General features: G+C 58.6%; 22 protein-coding genes and 1 other RNA gene. 18 read left to right on the top strand and 5 right to left on the bottom strand.

Features of this window, described 5'->3' with window-relative positions; translation table 11 throughout:
* Positions 1 to 181: 181 nt before the first annotated feature.
* From clpP to J9788_RS13360, 7 genes are all read left to right on the top strand, one after another.
* Positions 182 to 805: an ATP-dependent Clp endopeptidase proteolytic subunit ClpP gene (gene clpP, locus J9788_RS13390; protein WP_016928858.1), complete on the top strand. Its 624-nt coding sequence runs from the start codon at positions 182 to 184 to the stop codon at positions 803 to 805.
* Between the two features lie 143 nt (positions 806 to 948).
* The gene (gene clpX, locus J9788_RS13385) at positions 949 to 2,220 is read left to right on the top strand and encodes an ATP-dependent protease ATP-binding subunit ClpX (RefSeq protein WP_004940354.1); all 1,272 of its coding nucleotides are present in this window, start codon (positions 949 to 951) and stop codon (positions 2,218 to 2,220) included.
* A gap of 194 nt (positions 2,221 to 2,414) precedes the next feature.
* Positions 2,415 to 4,769, top strand: a complete 2,355-nt coding sequence (lon, locus tag J9788_RS13380) for an endopeptidase La (RefSeq protein ID WP_019454189.1) — start codon at positions 2,415 to 2,417, stop codon at positions 4,767 to 4,769.
* 216 nt (positions 4,770 to 4,985) lie between these two features.
* Entirely contained in the window at positions 4,986 to 5,258 is a 273-nt protein-coding gene (gene hupB, locus J9788_RS13375) for a nucleoid-associated protein HU-beta (RefSeq protein ID WP_004940351.1), read from the top strand.
* Positions 5,259 to 5,436: 178 nt separating this feature from the next.
* Positions 5,437 to 7,320, top strand: a complete 1,884-nt coding sequence (ppiD, locus tag J9788_RS13370) for a peptidylprolyl isomerase (RefSeq protein ID WP_182265027.1) — start codon at positions 5,437 to 5,439, stop codon at positions 7,318 to 7,320.
* Positions 7,321 to 7,458: 138 nt separating this feature from the next.
* On the top strand, positions 7,459 to 7,839 hold the full coding sequence (locus tag J9788_RS13365; protein WP_046897527.1) for a ComEA family DNA-binding protein: 381 nt from the start codon (positions 7,459 to 7,461) through the stop codon (positions 7,837 to 7,839).
* Between the two features lie 154 nt (positions 7,840 to 7,993).
* Positions 7,994 to 8,395, top strand: a complete 402-nt coding sequence (locus J9788_RS13360) for a thioesterase family protein (protein WP_033642075.1) — start codon at positions 7,994 to 7,996, stop codon at positions 8,393 to 8,395.
* A 47-nt stretch (positions 8,396 to 8,442) separates the two neighbouring features.
* Here the strand turns inward: J9788_RS13360 and queC are convergent, their stop codons facing one another.
* Positions 8,443 to 9,141 (bottom strand): 7-cyano-7-deazaguanine synthase QueC, encoded by a 699-nt coding sequence (queC, locus tag J9788_RS13355; RefSeq protein ID WP_033644204.1) that lies wholly within the window; start codon positions 9,139 to 9,141, stop codon positions 8,443 to 8,445.
* Between the two features lie 94 nt (positions 9,142 to 9,235).
* Complete coding sequence (locus J9788_RS13350) at positions 9,236 to 10,972, bottom strand: SgrR family transcriptional regulator (protein WP_182265026.1); 1,737 nt, start codon at positions 10,970 to 10,972, stop codon at positions 9,236 to 9,238.
* A gap of 104 nt (positions 10,973 to 11,076) precedes the next feature.
* On the opposite strand from J9788_RS13350, the gene cof reads away from it, so the two are divergent.
* Positions 11,077 to 11,898, top strand: coding sequence for an HMP-PP phosphatase (gene cof / locus J9788_RS13345; protein ID WP_046897525.1), 822 nt, complete (start codon positions 11,077 to 11,079; stop codon positions 11,896 to 11,898).
* A 63-nt stretch (positions 11,899 to 11,961) separates the two neighbouring features.
* On the opposite strand, the gene J9788_RS13340 is transcribed toward cof, so the two are convergent.
* A complete protein-coding gene (locus J9788_RS13340) occupies positions 11,962 to 13,002 on the bottom strand; it encodes a PLP-dependent cysteine synthase family protein (RefSeq protein ID WP_046897524.1) in 1,041 nt (346 codons plus the stop codon).
* A 122-nt stretch (positions 13,003 to 13,124) separates the two neighbouring features.
* Here J9788_RS13340 and J9788_RS13335 point away from each other — a divergent pair, with 122 nt between their 5' ends.
* The 5 genes from J9788_RS13335 (at position 13,125) to amtB (ending at position 19,164) form a co-directional block, all read left to right on the top strand.
* Positions 13,125 to 13,586, top strand: coding sequence for an Lrp/AsnC family transcriptional regulator (locus J9788_RS13335; protein WP_004940330.1), 462 nt, complete (start codon positions 13,125 to 13,127; stop codon positions 13,584 to 13,586).
* Positions 13,587 to 13,678: 92 nt separating this feature from the next.
* On the top strand, positions 13,679 to 15,454 hold the full coding sequence (smdA, locus tag J9788_RS13330) for a multidrug efflux ABC transporter permease/ATP-binding subunit SmdA (RefSeq protein ID WP_182265025.1): 1,776 nt from the start codon (positions 13,679 to 13,681) through the stop codon (positions 15,452 to 15,454).
* Complete coding sequence (gene smdB, locus J9788_RS13325) at positions 15,447 to 17,225, top strand: multidrug efflux ABC transporter permease/ATP-binding subunit SmdB (protein WP_117188093.1); 1,779 nt, start codon at positions 15,447 to 15,449, stop codon at positions 17,223 to 17,225. The genes smdA and smdB overlap by 8 nt, the downstream gene beginning before the upstream one ends.
* Before the next feature lie 278 nt (positions 17,226 to 17,503).
* Positions 17,504 to 17,842, top strand: a complete 339-nt coding sequence (glnK, locus tag J9788_RS13320) for a P-II family nitrogen regulator (protein ID WP_004940327.1) — start codon at positions 17,504 to 17,506, stop codon at positions 17,840 to 17,842.
* A 35-nt stretch (positions 17,843 to 17,877) separates the two neighbouring features.
* Positions 17,878 to 19,164 (top strand): ammonium transporter AmtB, encoded by a 1,287-nt coding sequence (gene amtB / locus J9788_RS13315; RefSeq protein ID WP_046897521.1) that lies wholly within the window; start codon positions 17,878 to 17,880, stop codon positions 19,162 to 19,164.
* Positions 19,165 to 19,254: 90 nt separating this feature from the next.
* Here amtB and tesB read toward each other — a convergent pair whose 3' ends face one another.
* Entirely contained in the window at positions 19,255 to 20,118 is an 864-nt protein-coding gene (gene tesB, locus J9788_RS13310) for an acyl-CoA thioesterase II (protein ID WP_046897520.1), read from the bottom strand.
* A 231-nt stretch (positions 20,119 to 20,349) separates the two neighbouring features.
* On the opposite strand from tesB, the gene J9788_RS13305 reads away from it, so the two are divergent.
* Positions 20,350 to 20,841, top strand: a complete 492-nt coding sequence (locus J9788_RS13305; RefSeq protein ID WP_033642087.1) for a YbaY family lipoprotein — start codon at positions 20,350 to 20,352, stop codon at positions 20,839 to 20,841.
* Between the two features lie 64 nt (positions 20,842 to 20,905).
* Here the strand turns inward: J9788_RS13305 and J9788_RS13300 are convergent, their stop codons facing one another.
* Complete coding sequence (locus J9788_RS13300) at positions 20,906 to 21,220, bottom strand: MGMT family protein (protein WP_182265024.1); 315 nt, start codon at positions 21,218 to 21,220, stop codon at positions 20,906 to 20,908.
* Positions 21,221 to 21,376: 156 nt separating this feature from the next.
* On the opposite strand from J9788_RS13300, the gene ffs reads away from it, so the two are divergent.
* The 4 genes from ffs to J9788_RS13280 all read left to right on the top strand — a co-directional run bounded on the left by ffs (position 21,377) and on the right by J9788_RS13280 (position 23,995).
* Positions 21,377 to 21,473, top strand: an RNA gene (ffs, locus tag J9788_RS13295) — signal recognition particle sRNA small type.
* A gap of 366 nt (positions 21,474 to 21,839) precedes the next feature.
* Positions 21,840 to 22,637, top strand: a complete 798-nt coding sequence (locus J9788_RS13290; protein WP_182265023.1) for a winged helix-turn-helix domain-containing protein — start codon at positions 21,840 to 21,842, stop codon at positions 22,635 to 22,637.
* On the top strand, positions 22,622 to 23,116 hold the full coding sequence (locus tag J9788_RS13285) for a FidL-like protein (protein WP_182265022.1): 495 nt from the start codon (positions 22,622 to 22,624) through the stop codon (positions 23,114 to 23,116). Before J9788_RS13290 ends, J9788_RS13285 begins: the two co-directional genes overlap by 16 nt.
* A 435-nt stretch (positions 23,117 to 23,551) precedes the next feature.
* On the top strand, positions 23,552 to 23,995 hold the full coding sequence (locus J9788_RS13280) for a CadC family transcriptional regulator (protein WP_226772955.1): 444 nt from the start codon (positions 23,552 to 23,554) through the stop codon (positions 23,993 to 23,995).
* The last annotated feature ends 30 nt before the right edge of the window (positions 23,996 to 24,025 follow it).

Raw genomic sequence — 24,025 nt, 5'->3', positions numbered from 1 at the left:
CCCCCAATCTGTAAAGAATAATTCTGGGGCTGTTTGCCAAAGTGCGCGGGATGAAATAACCGTCGGGTACGTGTGGCGCGGGTCGAATGCTTGAGCATAGTCATCATGGCCGTTCTCAAGTAGAATCGGCGTATTAGGGTGACACCCTGGCCGCCAAGGCAATTTCTATTAGGAGACGGTAATGTCATACAGTGGCGAACGAGATCAATTTGCACCGAACATGGCGCTGGTGCCGATGGTGGTAGAGCAGACTTCACGCGGGGAGCGTTCTTACGACATCTATTCCCGCCTGCTGAAAGAGCGCATCATTTTCCTGACCGGCCAGGTGGAAGATCACATGGCCAACCTGATCGTGGCGCAAATGCTGTTCCTCGAAGCGGAAAGCCCGGAAAAAGACATTTTCCTCTACATCAACTCGCCGGGCGGGGTGATCACCGCGGGCATGTCGATTTACGACACCATGAAGTTCATCAAGCCGGACGTCAGCACCATCTGTATGGGGCAGGCGTGCTCGATGGGCTCCTTCCTGCTGACCGCGGGCGCCAAAGGCAAACGTTTCTGCTTGCCGAACTCGCGTGTGATGATTCACCAGCCGCTGGGCGGCTACCAGGGCCAGGCGACGGACATCGAAATCCACGCGCGTGAAATCCTCAAGGTGAAAGCGCGCATGAATGAACTGATGGCCGAGCATACCGGCCAGCCGCTGGAGCAGATCGAGCGCGATACCGAGCGCGATCGCTTTATGACCGCGGAAGAAGCCGTGGAATACGGCCTGGTTGACGGCATTCTGACACACCGCAGCTAGAACCACGCGGCGCCGATGGACTATAGTAATCAGAGTGGGCAGGGGCTCGCTCTGTTGTAGCCCCCCGGCGTTCCCGATATGAGTTTGGGCGCACTGCCGCCGTGATTTTCCTGCGGGACAAGACTAAAGAAGAGGTTTGACTGATGACAGATAAGCGCAAAGACGGTTCAGGAAAGCTGCTGTACTGCTCTTTTTGCGGCAAAAGCCAGCATGAAGTGCGTAAGCTGATTGCCGGGCCGTCAGTGTATATCTGCGATGAATGTGTCGATCTGTGTAACGACATTATTCGCGAAGAGATTAAAGAAGTTGCCCCGCATCGTGAGCGCAGTGCGCTGCCGACGCCGCACGAAATCCGCCACCACCTGGATGACTACGTCATCGGTCAGGAGCAGGCGAAGAAAGTGTTGGCGGTTGCGGTGTACAACCACTACAAACGCCTGCGCAACGGCGATACCAGCAACGGTATCGAGTTGGGCAAGAGCAACATCTTGCTGATTGGCCCGACCGGTAGCGGCAAGACCCTGCTGGCGGAAACGCTGGCGCGCTTCCTGGACGTGCCGTTCACCATGGCCGACGCCACCACGCTGACCGAAGCCGGTTACGTGGGCGAGGACGTGGAAAATATTATCCAGAAGCTGTTGCAAAAATGTGACTATGACGTGCAGAAAGCGCAGCGCGGCATCGTTTATATCGATGAAATCGATAAGATTTCCCGCAAGTCCGACAACCCGTCTATCACGCGTGACGTTTCGGGTGAAGGCGTGCAGCAGGCGCTGCTGAAGCTGATTGAAGGCACCATCGCCGCGGTTCCGCCGCAGGGCGGGCGCAAGCATCCGCAGCAGGAGTTCCTGCAGGTCGATACCTCCAAGATCCTGTTTATCTGCGGCGGCGCATTTGCCGGCCTGGATAAGGTGATCGGTCAGCGCGTCAACACCGGCTCTGGCATCGGCTTCGGCGCGACCGTCAAGGGCGAGTCCGAGAAAGCCACCGAAGGCGAACTGTTGCTGCAGGCCGAACCGGAAGATTTGATCAAGTTCGGTCTGATCCCTGAGTTCATCGGCCGTCTGCCGGTGGTGGCGACCCTGAGCGAGCTGAGCGAAGACGCGCTGATTCAGATCCTGAAAGAGCCGAAGAACGCTCTGACCAAGCAGTATCAGGCGCTGTTCAACCTGGAAGGCGTGGAGCTGGAGTTCCGTGACGAAGCGCTGAACGCCATCGCCAAGAAAGCCATGGCGCGCAAAACCGGCGCCCGCGGCCTGCGTTCCATCGTGGAAGGCGCGCTGCTCGATACCATGTACGATCTGCCGTCGATGGACAGCGTGGACAAAGTGGTGATCGACGAGTCGGTGATCGCCGGTCAATCCAAACCGCTGCTGATTTACGGCAAGCCGGAAGCCCAGGCGTCTGGCGAATAATTAGCCAGTTAAACCAGCGCGTTATCAGCAAAATGGGGGATTTCATCCCCCATTTCTTTTTCCTGCATTCTTGCCGTTGAATGTAAGAGATTCATCCCCATATACTCATTAACCAGATTTTATGAAACGTTAGATGCTTGCGTCTCATGAGATTCCCCCTCAACCTGGCGGAAATTAAACTAAGAGAGAGCTCTATGAACCCTGAGCGTTCCGAACGCATTGAAATCCCCGTTTTGCCATTGCGCGACGTGGTGGTTTATCCGCACATGGTGATCCCGTTATTTGTTGGCCGGGAAAAATCGATTCGGTGCCTCGAAGCCGCAATGGATCACGATAAGAAGATCATGCTGGTGGCACAGAAAGAGGCCTCAACGGATGAACCTGGCATTAACGACTTGTTCTCGGTTGGCACCGTAGCGTCGATCCTGCAGATGCTGAAGCTGCCGGACGGCACGGTAAAAGTGCTGGTCGAGGGGCTGCAGCGCGCACGCATCACTACGCTGTCCGACAGCGGTGAGCATTTTGCCGCGCAGGCGGAATACCTTGAATCGCCGGCTATCGACGAGCGCGAGCAGGAAGTGCTGGTGCGCACCGCGATCAATCAGTTTGAAGGCTATATCAAACTGAACAAAAAAATCCCGCCGGAGGTGCTGACGTCACTGAACAGCATCGACGACGCCGCGCGCCTGGCGGACACCATCGCCGCCCACATGCCGCTGAAACTCAGCGACAAACAGTCGGTGCTCGAGATGTCCGACATCACCGAGCGTCTGGAATACCTGATGGCGATGATGGAGTCGGAGATCGACCTGCTGCAGGTTGAGAAACGCATCCGCAACCGCGTCAAGAAGCAGATGGAGAAGAGCCAGCGCGAGTACTATCTGAATGAGCAGATGAAGGCGATTCAGAAAGAACTGGGCGAAATGGACGACGCGCCGGACGAGCACGAAGCGCTGAAGCGCAAGATCGATGCGGCGAAAATGCCGAAAGAGGCGCGCGAGAAAACCGAAGCGGAACTGCAAAAGCTGAAGATGATGTCGCCGATGTCGGCGGAAGCGACCGTGGTGCGCGGCTACATCGACTGGATGCTGCAGGTACCGTGGAACGCGCGCAGCAAGGTGAAAAAAGACCTGGTCAAGGCGCAGGAAGTGCTCGATACCGATCACTACGGCCTGGAGCGCGTCAAGGATCGCATCCTCGAGTACCTCGCGGTGCAGAGCCGCGTCAGCAAAATCAAAGGGCCTATCCTGTGTCTGGTTGGGCCGCCGGGCGTGGGTAAAACCTCGCTGGGGCAGTCGATCGCCAAAGCGACCGGGCGCCAGTACGTGCGCATGGCGTTGGGCGGCGTGCGTGACGAAGCGGAAATCCGCGGTCACCGCCGTACCTACATCGGATCGATGCCGGGCAAACTGATCCAGAAAATGGCCAAGGTGGGGGTGAAGAACCCGCTGTTCCTGCTGGATGAGATCGACAAGATGTCTTCCGACATGCGCGGCGATCCGGCTTCCGCTCTGCTGGAGGTGCTGGATCCGGAACAGAACGTGGCGTTCAACGACCACTACCTGGAAGTGGATTACGATCTGTCCGACGTGATGTTCGTCGCCACCTCCAACTCGATGAACATCCCTGCGCCGCTGCTGGACCGTATGGAAGTGATCCGTCTGTCGGGTTATACCGAGGACGAAAAGCTCAACATCGCCAAACAGCACCTGCTGCCGAAGCAGCTTGAGCGCAACGCGCTGAAAAAAGGCGAGCTGACGGTCGACGACAGCGCCATCATCGGCATCATTCGCTTCTACACCCGCGAAGCCGGGGTGCGCAGCCTGGAGCGTGAAATCTCCAAACTGTGCCGTAAAGCGGTGAAAACGCTGCTGATGGACAAGAAGCGCAAGCACATCGAGATCAACGGCGACAACCTGAAGGACTACCTGGGCGTGCAGCGCGTCGATTACGGCCGTGCGGATACCGAAAACCGCGTGGGCGAAGTCACCGGGCTGGCATGGACGGAAGTGGGCGGCGATCTGCTGACCATCGAAACCGCCTGCGTGCCGGGCAAAGGCAAGCTGACTTACACCGGTTCTCTGGGTGAAGTGATGCAGGAATCGATTCAGGCGGCGCTGACCGTGGTGCGCGCGCGCGCGGAGAAATTGGGCATCAACGCCGATTTCTACGAGAAGCGCGACATCCACGTGCACGTGCCGGAAGGGGCGACGCCGAAAGACGGCCCGAGCGCCGGTATCGCGATGTGCACTGCGCTGGTCTCCTGCCTGACCGGCAACCCGGTACGCGCCGATGTGGCGATGACCGGCGAGATCACGCTGCGCGGCCAGGTGTTGCCGATCGGTGGCCTGAAAGAGAAGCTGTTGGCGGCGCATCGCGGCGGCATCAAAACCGTGCTGATCCCTTACGAGAACAAGCGCGATCTGGAAGAGATCCCGGACAATGTTATCGCCGATCTGGAGATTCATCCGGTGCAGCGAATCGATGAAGTTTTGAACATTGCGTTGCAAAACCCGGCCTTCGGCGCACTGCCGGTAGCGGCAAAATAGTGACGAATCGCAAAAACCATTGATAAAACTTATACTGGCAAGCCATTTCGGACTTGCCAGTATTTTTTTGTACCGCTAAGTTAGATCTCTGTCGGCCCACGTTTTGCCACGCAGTCGGTGGCTTGCCAAGGTTCGATGGGATTGATATAACAGCTGCGCTGTCGCAACCGTAGGGATTTTTCGGTGCGACGATAGAATTCTAGAGGGGATGATAGAGTGAATAAGTCACAACTGATCGACAAGATTGCCGCAGGTGCTGATATTTCCAAAGCGGCAGCTGGACGTGCTTTAGACGCAGTAATCGCTTCCGTTACCGACTCTCTGAAAGCTGGGGATGACGTGGCTCTGGTTGGTTTCGGTTCCTTCACCGTGCGTGAACGTTCGGCTCGTACCGGCCGTAACCCGCAAACCGGTAAAGAAATCAAGATCGCGGCAGCCAAAGTGCCGGCCTTCCGTGCAGGGAAAGCGCTGAAAGACGCTGTAAACTGATTTGGCGTCTAACCGTTTAGCGTAACAGGGTTTTGTAATAAACAATCACCTGACGCAGCGGTGCTGGTAAGGTAAGATACAAGGCGCATCGGACTGATGCGCTTTTTTTATTTTTGTCGCAGGGAACGCGCCTGCACAAGGGTTGTTAATCCACATCACAGCGGAGTGTTGTCACACTATGATGGACAATTTACGCGCGGCTGCCAATCACGTCGTGCTCAAAATCATCCTGGCCCTGATCATCCTGTCATTCGTCCTGACCGGGGTGGGTAACTACCTGATCGGCGGCTCCGGCGATTATGCTGCGAAAGTAAATGGTCAGACGATCGAACGCGCTCAGCTGGAACAGGCTTTCCAAAGCGAGCGTAGCCGCATGCAGCAGCAGCTGGGTGACCAGTTCTCTGCGCTGGCCGGCAACGAAGGCTACATGCAGCAGATGCGCCGTCAGGTGTTGTCCCAGTTGATCGACAACATGCTGCTCGACCAATACGCCAAGAAGCTGGGCCTGGCGGTCAGCGACGATCAGATCAAGGACGCCATCCGCAAGGCGCCTTATTTCCAAACCAACGGCCAGTTCGATAACGCCAAGTACCTCGACCTGATCGGCCGTATGGGCTACACCGCCGACAACTTCGCGCAGTCGATGCGCCAGCAGCTGGTCAATCAGCAGCTGATCCAGGCCTTCGGCGAATCCGGCTTCGTGCTGCCGTCCGAATCGCAAGCCATGGCGGCGTTGGTGCTGCAGGAGCGCGACGTGCGTCTGGCGACTATCGATCTGAAGGCGCTGCAGGCGAAACAGAGCGCCGGCGACGACGAACTGAAGGCGTATTACGATCAGAACAAGAACAGCTTCATCGCCCCGGAGCAGGTGAAGGTGAGCTATATCCCGCTGGACGCCGCGTCCATGCAGGACAAGGTGAAAGTGAGCGAAGAGGACATCAGCGCTTACTACGACCAGCACAAGAGCAGCTACGGCCAGCCGGAGCGTAAAAACTACAGCGTGATCCAGCTGAAAACCGAGGCGGAAGCCAATGCGGCGCTGGACGAGCTGAAGAAGGGCGCCGATTTCGCCACGCTGGCGAAAGAGAAATCCACCGACATCATTTCACGCCGTACCGGCGGCGAACTGGGTTGGCTGGAGCCGGAAACCACCGCCGACGAGCTGAAGCAGGCTAACCTGACTGAAAAAGGGCAGCTGTCCGGCGTGGTGAAATCTTCCGTCGGCTACCTGATCGTGCGTTTGAACGACATCGAACCAGAGAAACTGAAGCCGCTGAGCGAAGTGCATGACGCTATCGCCAAGCAGGTGAAGCAGGAGAAAGCGGTAGATGCGTATTACGCGCTGCAGCAGAAGGTGAGCGAAGCGGCGACCAGCGACAATGAATCCCTGGCCTCGGCTGAAGAAGCGGCCGGTGTGAAAGCGGCGCAAACCGACTGGTTCACCCGCGACAACATCCCTGCGGCGCTGAACTTCAAGCCGGTGGTGCAGGCGATCTTCGACGGTTCGCTGATCGGCGAGAACGGCGCGCCGGGCAGTAACTCCGATGTGATCACCGTAGACGGCGACCGCGCCTTCGTGGTGCGCGTGAGCGGCCACAAGCCGGAAGGCATCGAGCCGTTCGACCAGGTAAAAGACCGCGTGGCGGATCTGGTGAAGCGCAACAAGGCGGTGCAGGAAGCGAAACTGCAGGGCGAGAAGCTGCTGGTTGAGCTGAAGCAGGGCAAGGGCGACGAGGCGATGAAAGCCGCCGGCCTGAGCTTTGGCGCCGTGCAGAAGATGGCGCGCGCGCCGGAAGACAGCCAGCTGGTGGAGAGCGTGTTCGCGCTGCCGCACCCGCAGGACGGCAAACCGGTGTACGGCATGTCGCAGGATCGCCAGGACAACGTGGTGCTGATCGCACTCGATGCGGTGAAGCCAGGCACGCTGCCGGAAGACGAAATGAAAACCTTCGTCGGCAAGATGGAAGAGGGCGCGACCGGCGTTTCCTTCGATTCGCTGCTGTCGAGCCTGCGTAAAGAAGCCAAAATTAAAATGGGCGCCGCTGAGCAACAGCCGCAGTAATCGCCGCATTTTTCTGCAACGCAGTGCAACAAACAAAGGCCGCTTTCGCGGCCTTTTCCACATCTGATATCCGCCGATTGCTGAATATCCGCCGCCGCGGCAAGGTAGCCGTGCTGTCACACACAAGGAGGATACAGCATGCAACATACAGAGAAAAAAACGTTATCAGGTTACCGTCATCACGTTAAAGCCGCGCTGGCCGCGCTGTTGTTATGCCTGGCGGTGCCGGCCGCCGCGGCGGATAAAGCCGATGCGCCGGCGCCGATGCTCTCAACCCCGACGAGCAATGGCGGGCAACAGGCGATGACCAAGGCGGCCGAAGAGACGGCGGTCAGCATCAATCAGGCCACCGCCGAACAGCTCGCAGCGGCTTTGAACGGTGTCGGTCTGAAGAAGGCGGAAGGCATTGTGCGCTATCGCGAACAGAACGGGCCATTCACCCAGGTTGAGCAACTGCAGGAGGTGCCGGGCATCGGACCGGCGCTGTTCGAGAAGAACCGCACTCGGCTGAAAATGTGATCCCGGTCGCGGCTGCGCGGCAAAATGCCGCTGAGGCAATGGCGACTCTGCTACATTTTACAGGTCTTACCAGTTTGGCGCGTTGACCAAACGGGCGAGGGAGCCCACGCGGCTCCCTCTTTCTGTAATCACCAGGCAGGAGCGATCGTTCCCTATGCAAACCTTTATCAAAGTTCGCGGTTATCACCTTGATGTCTACCAGCACGTTAACAATGCCCGCTATCTGGAGTTTCTGGAGGAGGCGCGCTGGGAGTGGCTGGAAAACGAGGCAGGGTTCCGCTGGATGACGGAAAACAACATCGCTTTCATCGTGGTGAACATCAATATCAATTACCGCAGCCCGGCGGTATTGGGGGATAAACTGCGCATCGACAGCCAGATGGTGCAGCTCAACGGCAAAAGCGGGGTGCTGAGCCAGAAGGTGACGCAGGATCCGGCGGGGACGCCGGTGGCCGACGCGCTGCTGACTTTCGTGTGCGTCGATCTGAAAACGCAGCGTGCGCTGCCGATTGAAGGGGAATTGCGCGAGCACCTGGAAGCGCTCACGCCCAAATAACATTCGCAGTCAGCTCACCGGCGGCGGAGGCTGCCGCCGTCGCTGCCTCAGGCCAGACCGGCCTTCTGTTTCAACGCCGCCATCACTTCCGCCTGGTTGGCGCGATATTGCGTCAGGCCATTGGCGCGCAGGTTGCAGGCGGCGCATTCGCCGCAGCCGTCACCCTTGATGCCGTTGTAGCAGGTCAGCGTATCCTGACGCACCCGATCCAACTGCTGGTAATAGTCCGCCAGTGCCCAGGTTTCGGCCTTGTTCAGCCACATCAACGGCGTTTCGAAGCGGATATCGCGGGCGATGCCCAACACCACCGCCTGGTTCAGCGCTTTGACGAACTCGTCGCGGCAATCTGGGTAGCCAGAGAAGTCGGTTTCACACACTCCGGTGATCACTGCCTCCGCTTCCACCTGGTAGGCGTAGATCGCCGCCAGCGTCAGGAACAGGATGTTGCGGCCCGGCACGAAGGTGCTCGGCAGCGCGTTTTTCTGATTGGGATCGTAGGCGGGAACCGGAATATTGTCGCGAGTCAGGCTGCTGATGGCCAGCTCATTGAGCAACGTCACGTCCAGCACCTTGTGCGCCTTGGCGCCGAGGGCCTCCGACAGCTCCTGAGCCACTTCAATTTCGGCGCGATGGCGCTGGCCGTAATCGAACGTGACGCAGTGAACTTCGTCATACTGTTGCAATGCCTGGATCAAGCAGGTCGTGGAGTCTTGTCCACCGCTGAAAACGACAACCGCGCGCTTCATAAAATCACCTTTTTGGGCTTTGGCCATTCCCGATACACATTCGGGCGGCAGGATAAAAATTGCGTTGCGGCGACAATAGTAGCAGAAAGGGCCGTCAGGCGCAGGGCGGTTCGGCTCCGGTCGGTGCGTCATCCACCGGTGGCGGCAGCCACGCCTGGCAAAAATCGAACCAGCCATGGGCGGTCAGCGTCACGCCATGCATACGCGGCGGCGCGCTGATCTGATACTGGTAGTGGAACAGCGGCGTGATGATGGCGGCGGCCATCAGCTGTTGATAATAGGCCTGCAGCCGTTCGAAGCGCGGTTGCTGCGCCTGCAGCTGCTGGATCTGCCGCAGCGTCTCCTGTTGCTGCTGCCAGCGGCTTGCCGTCAGGATGCCGCGCCATAGCGTATCCTGACGCAGCCAGCTCTCCAACGTCGCCTCCGGCGCCTCGCCGATCAGGTTGTCCGCCAGCAGCAGGTCGGCCTGGGCGATTTGCGCCTCGCTTTGCCAGCGTTTGCCGGCGTAGTAACGCACTTCCAGCTCGCAGCCGTGCTGCGCGAGCAGCCGCTGTAGCGCGACCGTCACCGTTTCCAGCTCGACCGGCGGCCGATACAGCAATGTCAGCCGAGCGGGCAGCGGGACATCTTCTTCAATCCGCTGGTGAGGGATGCGCCAGCCGGGCAGCATTTCATGGCTGGGGGTGATCACGCTGTTGGGGATCGGCAGATGGCTGAGCAGGCCGGACTGCTGGATCAGCATCAGCAGCTTTTGCCCCTGGGCTTCGCTCAGCACACCGTGGCGCAGGTTCAGCGCCAGATAACACCAGCCCAGGCTCATGCTGCGCTGCACCGGCCGGGCCTGCGCCAAATCGTCTTGCTGACCGATGGTGATGCGCACCGGATGCCGGCAGCTGGCGTCGGCGCCGGCGGTGGGCAGATCGGGGGTGATCCAGTATTCGATAGTGTCCAGATACGGATGCTGCAGATGGTAACCGGCATGCTGTTCCAGCCTCACCAACTGCGGTTCATTCAACGCCAGTTTAAATGGGCCGGCGCCGATGGCCGGCAGTTCCGGGTGCGTCATCAGACAAGGCAGCTCCGCCAGCCGGTGTGCCAGCCAATAGTCCGGCAGGTGCAGGTCGAACTGAATGCACAGCGGATGCGGCAGGCTGACGTTCGCGACGCTGCTCAGGCTGGGGTGGCTGCGCGGATGGCCCAGCAGTTTTTCCAGCGTTTGCAGCAGTTGCTGGCCGGTCAACGGTTCGCCGTTGTGCCAGCGCAGCTGGCTACGCAAAAAGAACCGCCAGCGCAGGCCGCCATCGCTTATCTGCCAGTGGTGCGCCAGATCGGGCTGCGGCTCCGGGTTACCGGTCATCAGGCGCGTCAGCCCGGCGTGCAGGGTCGACACCAGATGTTGCTCGGCGCGGCCGGTCAGCGTGAGCGGATCGAGCGCCTCCAGCGTACGGTAATAGGGAATGCGCAGCGTCGGGCTGCCGGCCTGCCATTGCCCGCCGAGGTGAGGGCTGAGCAGATCCTGCAGGTGTTGCGGATCGAGCTGTGCCATCTCCAGCGCCCCCTGATGATTGCCCTGTTGCAACAGCTGCTGCAACAGCTGCGCGCGCAGCTCATCCGGTGTTTTCAGGCAGTGCAGGCTGGCGCGTTTGCCGCGGCCGGGCTGCGAATGCCAGCTCAGCCAGCCCTGATCCTGCAGTTGCTGCACCAGCGTGCGGGCATGGCGTTCGCTGCAGTAGAACATTGCCGCCAGCTCGCCGATGGTCACGGCGACCGGCGCGTTGCCGAGCTGTTGATACAGGCGTTGATATTGGCTGAGACGGTGAACCAGGCGCATGAGCAGAAATCCGGAACAGTTTTCCCAAATTGTTCACTATTACTTCCGCAAATACCATCCCATACTGCACTGATTGTAATCGCGTTCACATTCATGAGGTCTTTATGTATCGCCTGGCGGCTTTCGATATGGACGGCACGCTGTTGATGCCGGATCACCGGGTTGGCCCGGAAACGCTGGCGGTGCTGAACCAGCTGGTGGAGCGGGAGATGGTGGTGACGTTCGCCACCGGGCGGCACTACCTCGATGCGCAACCGATCATGGCGCAGCTGGGGCTGCAGGGCTATCTGATCACCGGCAACGGCACGCGGGTGTATGACAACCGCGGCCAACAGCTGCACGCCACCGATCTGCCGGCGGAGATCGCCGAAGAGGTGCTGCATCATCATTGGCGCACCCGCGCCAGCATGCACGTGTTCCGCGACGAAGGTTGGCTGACCGAGTTCCCCGCGCCGGAAGAGATGCTGCAGGCGCATCACCTGAGCGGCTTTCGTTTCCAACTGGCTGACGTGCGCCGCTTACCGGCGTTCGGCAACAGCAAGGTGTGCTTTGTCGCACCGCATGAGGCGTTGCTGGAATTGCAGGTGCAGCTGCGGGCGCAGCTGGGCGGCGAGGCCGATCTGTGTTTCTCCGCTTACGATTGCCTGGAGGTGCTGCCGCTCGGTTGCAACAAGGGCGCGGCGCTGGAGCGGCTGAGCCGTCACCTGGGATTGACGATGGCCGACTGCATGGCGTTCGGCGACGCGATGAACGACAAAGAGATGCTGGGCGCGGTGGGGCATGGCGTGGTGATGGGGAACGCCCTGCCGCAGCTGAAATCCCTGCTGCCGCAGCTGCCGGTTATCGGCCACTGCCAACAACAGGCGGTGGCTCATTATTTACAACATTGGCTGCGTTCACCTTGCCTCACCTATTCCCCCGAATAATGAGGTTCTCCTTACAGCCGGCCGGGTATGACTACCCGGCTTTTTTTTACGTTGCGCCCGGTGTTACAAATCCGCCAGCTGCGCCAGATACGGTTGCAGATCACCAATGTTGTTGCTGACCCACTCTGGGTTGTAATAGGTATCGAGGTAGCGCTCGCCGCTGTCGCACAGCAGGGTGACGATCGCCCCTTGCTCGCCGTTTTCCCGCATCTGCTTCGCCAATTGCAGCGCGCCCCAGACGTTGGTGCCGGTGGAGGCGCCGACCTTGCGGCCGAGCACGGCCTCCAGCCAGTGAATGGTGGCGACGCTGGCGGCGTCCGGCACCCGCAACATGTTATCGACCACCGAAGGGATGAACGACGGCTCGGCGCGTGGGCGGCCGATGCCTTCGATACGGCTGCCGCAGCTGCCGATCAGGGTGCGATCGCCGTGGTGGAAGCAGTCATAGAACACCGAGTTTTCCGGATCGACCACCGTCAACCGGGTGTCGTACCCCTGATAGCGGATATAGCGCCCCAGCGTGGCGGAGGTGCCGCCGGTGCCGGCGCTCATCACGATGTGTTTCGGCACCGGGAAGGGTTCGCGCGCCATCTGGCGGAAGATGCTGTCGGCGATATTGTTGTTGCCGCGCCAGTCGGTGGCGCGCTCGGCGTAGGTGAACTGATCCATATAGTGGCCGTTCAGCTCTTTCGCCAGCTGTTCGGAAGCGGCGTAGATCTGGGCGGCGTGATCGACGAAGTGACAGCGGCCGCCGTAAAAGGCGATCTGCTCTACCTTGCGGCGTGCGGTGCAGGACGGCATCACCGCGATGAACGGCAGACCGATCAGCCGCGCGAAGTAGGCTTCGGACACCGCCGTGCTGCCGGAAGAGGCCTCGATGATGGTGGTGTTCTCGGTGATCCAGCCGTTGCACAGGCCGTAAAGGAACAGCGAGCGCGCCAGGCGGTGTTTCAGGCTGCCGGTCGGGTGGGTGCTCTCATCTTTCAGGTACAGGCAGATGCCGGGAAACGCCGGCAGGTTCAGGCGAATCAGGTGCGTATCGGCGGAGCGTTGAAAATCCGCTTCTATTTCACCGATAGCATATTTTACCCAAGAGTTTGTCATGATTTGGCCTCAGAATAGGGGGCTGATTTATGGCGTAGCATAGCCTGTCGGCAGGAAAAAAGGATTGCCATTTTCCCTGTTTAATCGCCTAATGGGAGAAAATTTTTCTCCAGGTGGCCGCTATGTTAGATAAAACAGACCGTAAGCTGCTGTGCATGCTGCAGCAAGATTGCACCCAGTCGCTGCAGGCGTTGGCCGATGCGGTTAATTTAACCTCTACGCCGTGCTGGAAGCGCCTGAAGCGTCTGGAAGACGAAGGCTATATCCGCGGTCGGGTGGCTTTGTTGGATAACGAAAAGCTTGGCCTGGGGCTGACGGCGTTCGTACTGATCAAGACCCAGCAGCACAGCAGCGAGTGGTATCAGGCGTTTGTGCAGCTGACCAGCCAGATGCCCGAGGTGCTGGCGTTCTACCGTATGGCGGGAGAGTACGACTACCTGATGCAGGTCGAAGTGGCGGACATGAAAAGTTACGACGGTTTTTACAAGCGCCTGGTGAACGGCGTGCCGGGCCTTATCGACGTCACCTCGAGCTTTGCTATGGAAAAAATCAAATACACCACCGCGCTGCCGGTGCCGGAGTGAAAAGTTCACCGGACGGGCGGCTCAACGGTGGTATCCTGCTCCGTTGAAGCGGAAAAAGAGACAAACCTCATAAAACCCTGGAATCAAACTGCGTGAGATTATTTGCACAAATCGGCTGGTACTTCCGCCGGGAGTGGCGCCGCTACCTGGGCGCGGTGGTATTGCTGATCGTCATCGCCATCCTGCAACTGCTGCCGCCTAAACTGGTCGGCATCATCGTGGACGGCGTCACCGAAAAACAGATGTCTACTGGCGTGCTGTTGGCCTGGCTTGGGCTGATGATCGGCACCGCGATCGTCGTTTACCTGCTGCGCTATGTGTGGCGGGTGCTGCTGTTCGGCGCTTCCTACCAGCTGGCGGTCGAGCTGCGCGAAAACTTTTACCGTCAGCTCAGTCGGCAGAACCCGGCGTTCTACCTGCGCCACCGCACCGGCGATCTGATGGCGCGCGCCACCAACGACGTGGATCGCGTGGTGTTCGCCGCCGGTGAAGGCGTGCTGACGCTGGTGGATTCGCTGGTGATGGGGCTGGTGGTGCTGGTGGTGATGAGCACCCAAATCAGCTGGCAGCTGACGGTGTTGGCGTTAATCCCGATGCCGCTGATGGCTATCGCCATCAAATATTACGGCGATCAGCTGCACCAGCGCTTTAAATCGGCGCAGGCGGCGTTTTCCAGCCTCAACGATCAGGCGCAGGAAAGCATGACCAGCATCCGCATGATCAAGGCCTTCGGGCTGGAAGATCACCAATCCAACCGCTTCGCCGACGTCGCGGCGCAGACCGGCGCCAAGAACATGCACGTGGCGCGGGTGGATGCGCGCTTCGATCCGACTATTTATATCGCCATCGGCGCCTCTAACCTGCTGGCCATCGGCGGCGGCAGCTGGATGGTGGTGAACGGTTCGCTGACGCTCGGGCAACTGACCAGCTTTGTGATGTACCTCGGCCTGATGATCTGGCCGATGCTGGCGCTGGCCTGGATGTTCAACATCGTCGAGCGCGGCAGCGCGGCCTACAGCCGTATCCGCAGCCTGCTCGACGAGGCGCCGGCGGTGCAGGACGGCCCGCAGGCGTTGCCGGCCGGGCGCGGCGTGCTGGAGGTGGATATCCGCGCGTTCCACTACCCGGAAAACCCGCACCCGGCGCTGCATGACGTGGCGCTGACGTTGAAGCCGGGGCAGATGCTGGGGCTGTGCGGGCCGACCGGGGCCGGTAAGTCGACATTACTGTCGCTGATCCAGCGTCAGTTCGACGTCGACCAAGGGCAGATCCGCTATCACGGCCTGCCGCTTCCGCAGGTCAGGCTCGACGACTGGCGTTCGCGGCTGTCGGTGGTGAGCCAGACGCCGTTCCTGTTCTCCGATACCGTGGCGAACAACATCGCGCTGGGCCATCCGGGGGCGACGCAGGCGCAGATTGAACAGGCGGCGCGGCTGGCCAGCGTCCATGAGGACATTCTGCGGCTGCCGCAGGGCTATGACACCGAAGTGGGCGAACGCGGCGTGATGCTGTCGGGCGGCCAGAAACAGCGCATCTCCATCGCGCGCGCGTTGCTGCTGGATGCGGAGATCCTGATCCTCGACGATGCGTTGTCGGCGGTGGACGGCCGTACCGAGCACCAGATCCTGCACAACCTGCGCAGCTGGGGGCAAGATCGCACGGTGATCATCAGCGCGCACCGGCTGTCGGCATTGACCGAGGCCAGCGAAATCCTGGTGATGCAGCACGGCGGCGTGGCGCAGCGTGGCGATCCGGCGGCGCTGGCGGCGCAGCCGGGCTGGTATCGCGATATGTACCGTTATCAGCAGCTGGAAGCGGCGCTGGACGAAGCGCCGGAAAACGGCGAGGAGGCGTTAGCCGATGAATAAAGTGCAAAAGCTGTGGCCGACGCTGAAGCGGCTGCTGGCCTACGGCTCGCCGTACCGCAAACCGCTGGGGGTGGCGGTGCTGATGCTGTGGGTGGCGGCGGCGGCGGAAGTCGCCGGGCCGATCCTGGTCAGCTATTTTATCGATAATTACGTCGCCAAAGGGCAACTGCCGCTGATGATTGTCGGCGGGCTGGCGGCGGCCTACATTCTGCTGGAGCTGCTGGCGGCGGCGCTGCACTACTTCCAGGCGCTGCTGTTCAATCAGGCGGCGGTAGGCGTGGTGCAGCGGCTGCGTACCGACGTGATGGACGCCGCGCTGCGCCAGCCGCTCAGCGCCTTCGACACGCAACCGGTCGGGCAATTGATCTCGCGCGTCACCAACGACACCGAAGTGATCAAGGACCTGTACGTGATGGTGGTCTCCACGGTGCTGAAAAGCGCCGCGTTGATCGGCGCCATGCTGGTGGCGATGTTCAGCCTCGACTGGCGCATGGCGTTAGTGGCTATCTGCATCTTCCCGGCGGTGTTCGTGGTGATGGGCATCTATCAATATTACAGCACGCCGATCGTGCGCCGGGTGCGCAGTTATCTGGCGGACATCAACGACGGTTTCAACGAAGTGATCAACGGCATGGGCGTAATTCAGCAGTTCCGCCAGCAGGTGCGCTTCGGCGAGCGCATGAGCGCCGCCAGCCAGTCGCACTATCTTGCGCGCATGCAGACGCTGCGGCTCGACGGTTTTCTGCTGCGGCCGCTGCTCAGTCTGTTTTCAGCGTTGGTGCTGTGCGGTTTGCTGATGTTGTTCGGCTTCAGCGGCGAAGGCGTGATTGGCGTCGGCGTGCTCTATGCCTTCATCAACTACCTGGGGCGTTTGAACGAACCGCTGATCGAGTTGACGTCACAACAGTCGATCCTGCAGCAGGCGGTGGTGGCCGGCGAACGTATTTTCGAACTGATGGATCGCAGCCAGCAAAGCTACGGCGCAGACGATCGTCCGTTGGCCGGCGGCAGCATCGACATCACCGATCTGAGCTTCGCCTACCGTGCGGATAAAAAGGTGCTGCAGCATATTTCGCTGGCGGTGCCCTCACGCGGCTTCGTGGCGCTGGTCGGCCACACCGGCAGCGGCAAGAGCACGCTGGCTAACCTGCTGATGGGCTATTACCCGGTCAGCGAAGGGGAAGTGCGTCTCGACGGTCGTCCGCTCTCCAGTCTGTCGCACCGCACGCTGCGCCAGGGCGTGGCGATGGTGCAACAGGATCCGGTGGTGATCGCCGATTCGGTGCTGGCCAACGTGACGCTGGGGCGCAACATCGATGAAGAAGCCGTCTGGCGGGCACTGGAAACGGTGCAGCTGGCGAGTCTGGTGCGCGGCTTCCCACAGGGTATCCATACCCGGCTGGGGGAGCAGGGCAATAACCTGTCGGTCGGGCAGAAACAGCTGCTGGCGATGGCGCGGGTATTGGTGCAGGCGCCGCAGATCCTGATCCTCGACGAGGCGACCGCCAACATCGACTCGGGCACCGAGCAGGCTATCCAGCGGGCGCTGCGCGTGATCCGCGAGCACACCACGCTGGTGGTGATCGCTCACCGCCTCTCGACGATCGTCGATGCCGATTCCATTCTGGTGCTGCATCGCGGCCAGGCGGTGGAGCAGGGCAACCATCAACAGCTGCTGGCGCAGCAGGGGCGCTACTACCAGATGTATCAGCTGCAGCTGGCGGGCGAGCAGTTGGCGGAAGCGGTGCGCGAGGAGAGCCAACCCGCCTGATCCCACGGGCCGCGATCGCGGCCCTTATTTTTCCCAACGCACCACAAGCAGGCAACTCCGCCAGGCTACGCCCCCTTTCTGCACTTTTTCGACGCGACGCGCACCAAATCAGTGCGCATTATTTAACCCATTCAAGGTATCGGTACTGCGCCGCGCCGCGGCGGCGCCCGCGTGTCTGCTAATCCGCTGAATCGCCATGCAAAATAAAATTTGGCACAGTCCTTGCTACATATGAGGCGTACCGGGGTGAGTTTGGGCTTAATTCGTGGAGAGGCAATATGAAGCTGGTGACCGTGGTAATCAAACCGTTCAAGCTGGAGGACGTGCGCGAGGCCTTGTCCTCCGTGGGCATTCAGGGGTTGACCGTAACCGAAGTGAAGGGCTTTGGCCGCCAGAAGGGGCACGCCGAGCTGTATCGCGGCGCCGAATATAACGTCAACTTCCTGCCCAAGGTCAAAATCGATATCGCCATCGCCGACGATCAGTTGGATGAAGTGGTTGATGTGATTAGCAAAGCCGCCTACACCGGCAAAATCGGCGACGGCAAAATTTTCGTTGCCGAATTGCAACGCGTGATCCGTATTCGCACCGGCGAAACCGACGAATCGGCACTGTAACCGCGAACTCAGTTAAGTGATGGGGATGATTGATAATGAAAAGACTGTTATCCATGTTGGGCCTGAGTTCGGTAACCCTGGTTCCTTCTTTGGCTCTGGCCGCCCCGGCGGTCGCCGATAAGGCCGACAACGCCTTTATGATGATCTGCACCGCGTTGGTGCTGTTCATGACGCTGCCGGGCATCGCGCTATTTTACGGCGGCCTGCTGCGCGGCAAAAACGTGCTGTCGATGCTGACGCAGGTCACCGTCACCTTTGCGTTGGTCTGCGTGCTGTGGGTGCTGTATGGCTACAGCCTGGCGTTCAGCGAAGGCAATGCGGTGTTCGGCGGATTCCAGACGGCGATGCTGAAAGGCATCGGCATCGACAGCGTCACCGGCAGCATCAGCCAGATGATCCACGTCGCTTTCCAGGCCTCCTTCGCCTGCATTACCGTGGCGCTGGTGGTGGGGGGCTTCGCCGAACGCATTCGCTTCTCGGCGGTGCTGATCTTCGCGATCCTGTGGTTCACCCTGTCTTACCTGCCGATCGCGCATATGGTGTGGGGCGGTGGCTATCTGGCCACCGACGGCGCGCTGGACTTCGCCGGCGGCACCGTGGTGCACATCAACGCCGCCAGCGCCGGGCTGATCGGCGCCTATCTGCTCGGCAAACGCGCCGGCTTCGGTAAAGAGGCGTTCAAACCGCACAACCTGCCGATGGTGTTTACCGGCGCATCCATCCTGTATATCGGCTGGTTCGGCTTTAACGCCGGTTCCGCCAGCGCGGCTAACGGCATTGCGGCCTTGGCATTCCTGAACACTGTGGTGGCTACTGCGGGCGCCATTCTGTCCTGGACCTTCGCCGAGTGGGTGCTGCGCGGCAAGCCTTCGCTGCTGGGCGCCTGCTCCGGCATGATCGCCGGGCTGGTTGCCGTTACGCCGGCGGCGGGCACCGTGGGCGTGGGCGGCGCGTTGATCATCGGCCTGGTGGGGGGCGTCGCCGGCCTGTGGGGCGTAGTGACGTTGAAGAAATGGCTGAAAGTGGACGACACCTGCGACGTGTTTGGCGTGCACGGCGTGTGCGGCATCGTCGGCTGTCTGCTGACCGGCGTGTTCACCGCTTCTTCCCTCGGCGGCACCGGCTATGCCGAAGGGGTGACGATGGGCCATCAGGTGTGGATCCAGCTGGTGAGCGTCGTGATTACGCTGGTGTGGTCAAGCGTCGCCGCCTTTATCGCCTTCAAGATCGCGGGCGCCATGGTGGGACTGAGAGTGCCGGAAGAGCAGGAGCGCGAAGGGTTGGACGTCAACAGCCACGGCGAGAGCGCCTACAACCAGTAAGACTCGAAGCAGGGCAGTGCGCTAAATACGAAAATAATGATGAAGCAAAAAGGGGCGATGGAAACATCGCCCCTTTCTTTATGCCGCAAATCAGGCGTCGCGTTGGCGAATCACCCCTTCCTGTACGGTGGTGGCGACCAGCACGCCGTCGCGGGTGTAGATCTGGCCGCGCACAAAACCGCGCGCGCCGGAGGCGGAGGAGCTTTCCACCGCGTACAGCAGCCAGTCATCCATGCGGAACGGGCGGTGGAACCACATCGAATGGTCAATGGTGGCCACCTGCATGCCCGGCTCGAGGAAGCCGACGCCGTGCGGCTGCAGCGCCGTCGGCAGGAAGTTAAAGTCTGATGCGTAGCCCAGCAGATATTGGTGGATGCGCGCATCGTCCGGCATGCTACCGTTGGCGCGGAACCACACGTAGCGATGCGGTTCTTCCACGCTACCCTTCAACGGGTTGTGGAATTTCACCGGGCGCATTTCGATCGGCTTCTGACCGATGAATTTTTCGCGTACTTTGCTCGGCAGCATCGGCGCCAGCTTCTGAGCAATCTCTGATTCGGACAGCAGCCCTTCCGGCGGCGGCACGTCCGGCATCTGATTCTGGTGCTCGAAACCTTCTTCCGGGCTCTGGAAGGAGGCAGTCATATAGAAGATAGGTTTGCCGTGCTGGATGGCGCTGACGCGACGGGCGCTGAAGCTGTTGCCGTCGCGCAGGGTTTCTACGTCATAGACGATTGGCTTGCTGCTGTCGCCCGGGCGCAGGAAGTAGCTGTGGAACGAGTGCACGCTGCGCTCGTCCGGCACCGTCTGTTTGGCGGCGTACAGCGCCTGACCGACCACTTGCCCGCCGAACACCTGGCGCAGCCCCAGATCTTCGCTTTGGCCGCGGAACAGCCCTTCTTCGATTTTCTCCAGATCCAACAGATCGAGGAGGTTTTGCAATGCCTGGCTCATAAAATTGTTACCTTTCTAATAATCATTTTGCGCAGTGTGCGGAATATCACGGCGCGGCGTCAATATCTTGCGTTAAAGGGCCGATAAGAATGCTCTTAATAGTGAGCGCATTGGGCTGGCTAAGTGATTAATAGGCGGGACAAAGTGGATTTATCAGTGTTTTGTGCTAAGTTTAATGAGTGAGGTGGTGAAAGCCACCAACGTGTTGATAATAAAAAAGGAGACCGATCCATGAAACTCTGGCAAATCGTAGGCGGTGCCGCAGCACTGACGATCACGCTGGCAGGATGCGCGCAAAAGAGTGCTGATGTGCCTACACCGGCAGCCGGCAACCCGGCGGCTGCGCAAACGCAGATTCAGGGGCCGGCGGTGACAGGTTCGGTTAATATACGTCAGCGCATTGCGCTGCCGCCGGACGCCGTACTGACTGTCACCCTCTCTGATGCCTCGCTGGCGGATGCGCCGTCCAAAGTGATTGCACAGCGCGCGATACGTACCGAAGGGCAACAAGCGCCGTTCAACTTTACGCTGCCGTATAATCCGTCTGATATCCAACCGAATGCGCGCATCATTCTGAGCGCGGCGGTGACGGTCAACGGGCGACTGATGTTCATTACCGACACGATCCAGGAAGTGGTTAACCGCAACGGCACCCGCGCCGATCTGCTGCTGGTTCCGGTGCAGGGCGTGCCGATGCAGGCTGCGCCAAGCGCGATGCAGTAATTCTGCAGCGGTACGGCAAGACCCAATCAACAGCCTTTGCGCTTCGGCCAAAGGCTGTTTTGTTTTACCAGCGCCAGCCGTAGCGATCGAAATCGACCGTGCTGTGCGGGCCGAAGATAATCCCCTCCGCCAGCAATGCCTGCCGTTGCCGTTGAAAATCCTCCCCCTGTTGCGAGATTTGCCCGTGCCGGTTGATTACGCGGTGCCACGGCAGTGTGCTGCCCTCCGGCAAACGCCGCAGCACGCCGCCGACCTGACGCGCGGCGCGCGGCGAACCGGCCAGACGGGCGACTTCACCGTAGGTGGTGACTTTGCCGCACGGAATAGCGGCCACGATATGGAATACCCGCTGGCTGAAAGAGGCGTCTTCTGGTTGCATGTTGCAGTTCCTGCGCGAGTCAAAACCCAGGCGGAGAGTGTGCCACAATGCAGGTGGGCAAGAAAACAGCGGTTGGCCCCGGTTGGCTTGCTATTTGATGGGGCATCGCCGATAATGCCCACCGCTTCGGAGTACAGAAGCCGTCAATGGGGGCCCTGTTGGTTCTCCCGCAACACTAACTTGTGAACTCGGTCAGGTCCGGAAGGAAGCAGCCGCAGCAGGTGACGTGTGTGCCGGGATGTAGCTGGCAGGGTCCCCACCCATTTGCGTCCCGCAAAACGCTTTTTCCCCGTTATTCATCAAGTCGATACGCTGAACAGGCGTTACTTTCACGTCTCGATCGCGAAGCGTGCCCTCTGCACCGTTTTAGCCTTTATCCCCCTGATGAAAATGTATTGTTGCCAACAGATCCGATGACGGCGAAAAAATAGCGCGTATACCGCCATTTGTGGGACAAATAAGGATGGAGAGATGGGGAAAATTCTTAAAGTTGCGCACCTGTTGGGATGACGTTAGTATTGTTTTTTCTCTATGCGAAAAAACTATCCGCGCTTAGCGGCGGTCGTCGAACTGGCTCAATAAGTTTAAATAATAACCCGTGTGCGCTGTCAGGCTAAACATGATTTATATCATTGATAAAGATATTACATTTAATACTGAAAACGGTTCATTGAAAAGTTTAAAGAAGGGACGGGAAGTTTTCTTATCCAGCGTCAATGCCAGAGTATTCAAATGCTTGCTTGAACACGGCCATGAGACGGTGAGCCGCGAGATGCTGTTGCAGCAGGTTTGGACCGATCACGGCTTGAGCGCCTCTTCCGCGACGTTAAATCAATATATCAGCCTGACCCGACGCGCATTGACGTCTGTCGGTTTCAATGAGCGCCTCATCGTTACCCTATCCAAAAAGGGGTATAGACTTAATCGAATAATACCTGTTGACCGATTGCGGATTGATTTACCCGAGTCCCCCCAGCTTGCGGATGCCTCGGTGACGTTGGCGTCACCTGCCGCAACGACAAAAAACACCCATCACTATTTTTTTATTCTGCTGCGCAGTTTATCGATCGTCGTACCCTTATCTTTTCTGGCGCTGTGCTTCATCTATTACAAGCACCATCGCGACAGTGAAAAGAAGCAGGTATTGTCCTACGTCGGCACGGTGAACGGTTGCCCGATCTACTATGCCGGCCATTTTTTGGAGAATCACCAGGACGGCTACTTGCAGTTTCTGGTCAGGAAAGATTTGTATGGCCGGCATTGCCGATCCGGCGAGGTCGTCATTACCAAGGTTAACCGTTCTCAAAATGCCAATGAAGACAGCGGACGCCAGTTTATCGCCAAATGCACGAAGGACAGTGCGGCTGTTTTGCATAACTGTGAGAGCGAGTACATTCGGGCATGGAAAAAAAGTTAAATATTCTGTCAGCCACGCTGGTCGGCCTGTGCGTGTTGACCGGCAGCGTGATGTATTCCCTGATACGCAACCATCATGACTTCAGTGATTTTTCCTGCGAAGCGAATGCCACGTTCAGTTATTTCAATTCACTGGACGCGCAGGCGGCCCATAACGACATTCAGCTGTCGCTGAAAGTAAACTACATCTTTTTGTCCGGCGATAAGGGCGTGATGGTCCTGTCGGGGTTGGCCAACGACGGTGAAAAGAAATACTTCGTCAATCGGCGGGTTAACTTCAGCTATGTTTCGCAGGGGAGTTTTTATCGCTTTCAGTATGGCGAGGTCAACTATTCGCCGCGTGATACCTTGCCGGAAGAGATTTATACCTACTTTTTCAGCAATGAGTCGACGTTTTATCATATTCGTAGCATTGACAAGAATACGTTGATGTTTAGCAATGCCTACTCTCCGATGTTCTTATGCAATATTGAATCCTGACGTTTGCTTTATTTCTCCCTCCGCGAAAGATGCATTTTATTTGCCGCTTATAGCGTTCCGCCATCTTTTTAGTGCGCAACTAATAACATGAGTTATTATCAGGTATTGTCTATTTTTCGCATCATTAATCGAATTTAATGGCGATTTACTTATTTTATAAATTCTCCTATCGTTATGTTTTTAAATGATTTAATGGCTCCATGGTGGTATTGGTTTGTTATATTAATTTTATATTGTTTATTTTAAATAAATAAGTTGCATGATTATTTTTAACATGATTAATTGAGCTGGCTCTTAAAACGGCGAATCACTTATTTGCGTTGAAAATGCATCTGCCGAATGCGTGCAAAGGTAATGGCACAGGGAGCCTTTGGACTTCATTAAACTGATAGGCGAGAGATGGACATACATAGCATTGCCCTGAACGAGACTCTGTTGGAAAATGAGTTGGTGATATTAAATAACAATGAAAAGACGCTGTTATTTAAAAAAGAGAATGTGCTCATCGAAATGACCGAATTGCAGCGGCGTTTCATGCTGTGCCTGTTGAGTGGCATCTATAAGAAAAATGACATTATTCGCGCAGTCTGGTTCTGCAACCATGAGACCATCAGCGACAATAACTATTATCAAATGATATTCCAATGCCGCGCTTTGCTCTCCCGCCACGGTATTCCGGGCGAGGTGATCAAAACCATTCCTCGATTTGGCGTGATGCTGAGTTTCCAGGCCTGCGAACGCGCGAATACGCGGGAGCAATGCTTGGCACCGGCGGCTAATAAACAGCGGCGAACGTGGCTGGACGCCGTGAATTATAAAGTGGCGCTGGCCATCACGCTGCTGTTTTCCGTGGCGATGGTGTTGGGCATTTCCGCTTAGCGTTGGCGCCGTTGAATAACCGGGGGGCCA

It is taken from the genome of Serratia sp. X10 (assembly GCF_017811775.1).
In the GTDB taxonomy this organism is placed as follows: domain Bacteria; phylum Pseudomonadota; class Gammaproteobacteria; order Enterobacterales; family Enterobacteriaceae; genus Serratia; species Serratia ureilytica.
The sequence above is the reverse complement of the archived record's forward strand: the minus strand, read 5'-3'. Positions and strand labels throughout refer to the sequence as shown.

What these genes read in the sequence shown, in the direction of transcription:
- lon (WP_019454189.1), top strand. Translation starts at nt 2,415, where the DNA reads ATGAACCCTGAGCGTTCCGAACGCATTGAAATCCCCGTTTTGCCATTG.
- J9788_RS13305 (WP_033642087.1), top strand. Translation starts at nt 20,350, where the DNA reads ATGAAACTCTGGCAAATCGTAGGCGGTGCCGCAGCACTGACGATCACG.
- J9788_RS13365 (WP_046897527.1), top strand. Translation starts at nt 7,459, where the DNA reads ATGCAACATACAGAGAAAAAAACGTTATCAGGTTACCGTCATCACGTT.
- J9788_RS13335 (WP_004940330.1), top strand. Translation starts at nt 13,125, where the DNA reads ATGTTAGATAAAACAGACCGTAAGCTGCTGTGCATGCTGCAGCAAGAT.
- smdB (WP_117188093.1), top strand. Translation starts at nt 15,447, where the DNA reads ATGAATAAAGTGCAAAAGCTGTGGCCGACGCTGAAGCGGCTGCTGGCC.
- clpP (WP_016928858.1), top strand. Translation starts at nt 182, where the DNA reads ATGTCATACAGTGGCGAACGAGATCAATTTGCACCGAACATGGCGCTG.
- amtB (WP_046897521.1), top strand. Translation starts at nt 17,878, where the DNA reads ATGAAAAGACTGTTATCCATGTTGGGCCTGAGTTCGGTAACCCTGGTT.
- tesB (WP_046897520.1), bottom strand. Translation starts at nt 20,118, where the DNA reads ATGAGCCAGGCATTGCAAAACCTCCTCGATCTGTTGGATCTGGAGAAA.
- queC (WP_033644204.1), bottom strand. Translation starts at nt 9,141, where the DNA reads ATGAAGCGCGCGGTTGTCGTTTTCAGCGGTGGACAAGACTCCACGACC.
- J9788_RS13285 (WP_182265022.1), top strand. Translation starts at nt 22,622, where the DNA reads ATGGAAAAAAAGTTAAATATTCTGTCAGCCACGCTGGTCGGCCTGTGC.
- cof (WP_046897525.1), top strand. Translation starts at nt 11,077, where the DNA reads ATGTATCGCCTGGCGGCTTTCGATATGGACGGCACGCTGTTGATGCCG.
- ppiD (WP_182265027.1), top strand. Translation starts at nt 5,437, where the DNA reads ATGATGGACAATTTACGCGCGGCTGCCAATCACGTCGTGCTCAAAATC.
- J9788_RS13300 (WP_182265024.1), bottom strand. Translation starts at nt 21,220, where the DNA reads ATGCAACCAGAAGACGCCTCTTTCAGCCAGCGGGTATTCCATATCGTG.
- J9788_RS13360 (WP_033642075.1), top strand. Translation starts at nt 7,994, where the DNA reads ATGCAAACCTTTATCAAAGTTCGCGGTTATCACCTTGATGTCTACCAG.
- J9788_RS13350 (WP_182265026.1), bottom strand. Translation starts at nt 10,972, where the DNA reads ATGCGCCTGGTTCACCGTCTCAGCCAATATCAACGCCTGTATCAACAG.
- J9788_RS13290 (WP_182265023.1), top strand. Translation starts at nt 21,840, where the DNA reads ATGATTTATATCATTGATAAAGATATTACATTTAATACTGAAAACGGT.
- glnK (WP_004940327.1), top strand. Translation starts at nt 17,504, where the DNA reads ATGAAGCTGGTGACCGTGGTAATCAAACCGTTCAAGCTGGAGGACGTG.
- clpX (WP_004940354.1), top strand. Translation starts at nt 949, where the DNA reads ATGACAGATAAGCGCAAAGACGGTTCAGGAAAGCTGCTGTACTGCTCT.
- J9788_RS13340 (WP_046897524.1), bottom strand. Translation starts at nt 13,002, where the DNA reads ATGACAAACTCTTGGGTAAAATATGCTATCGGTGAAATAGAAGCGGAT.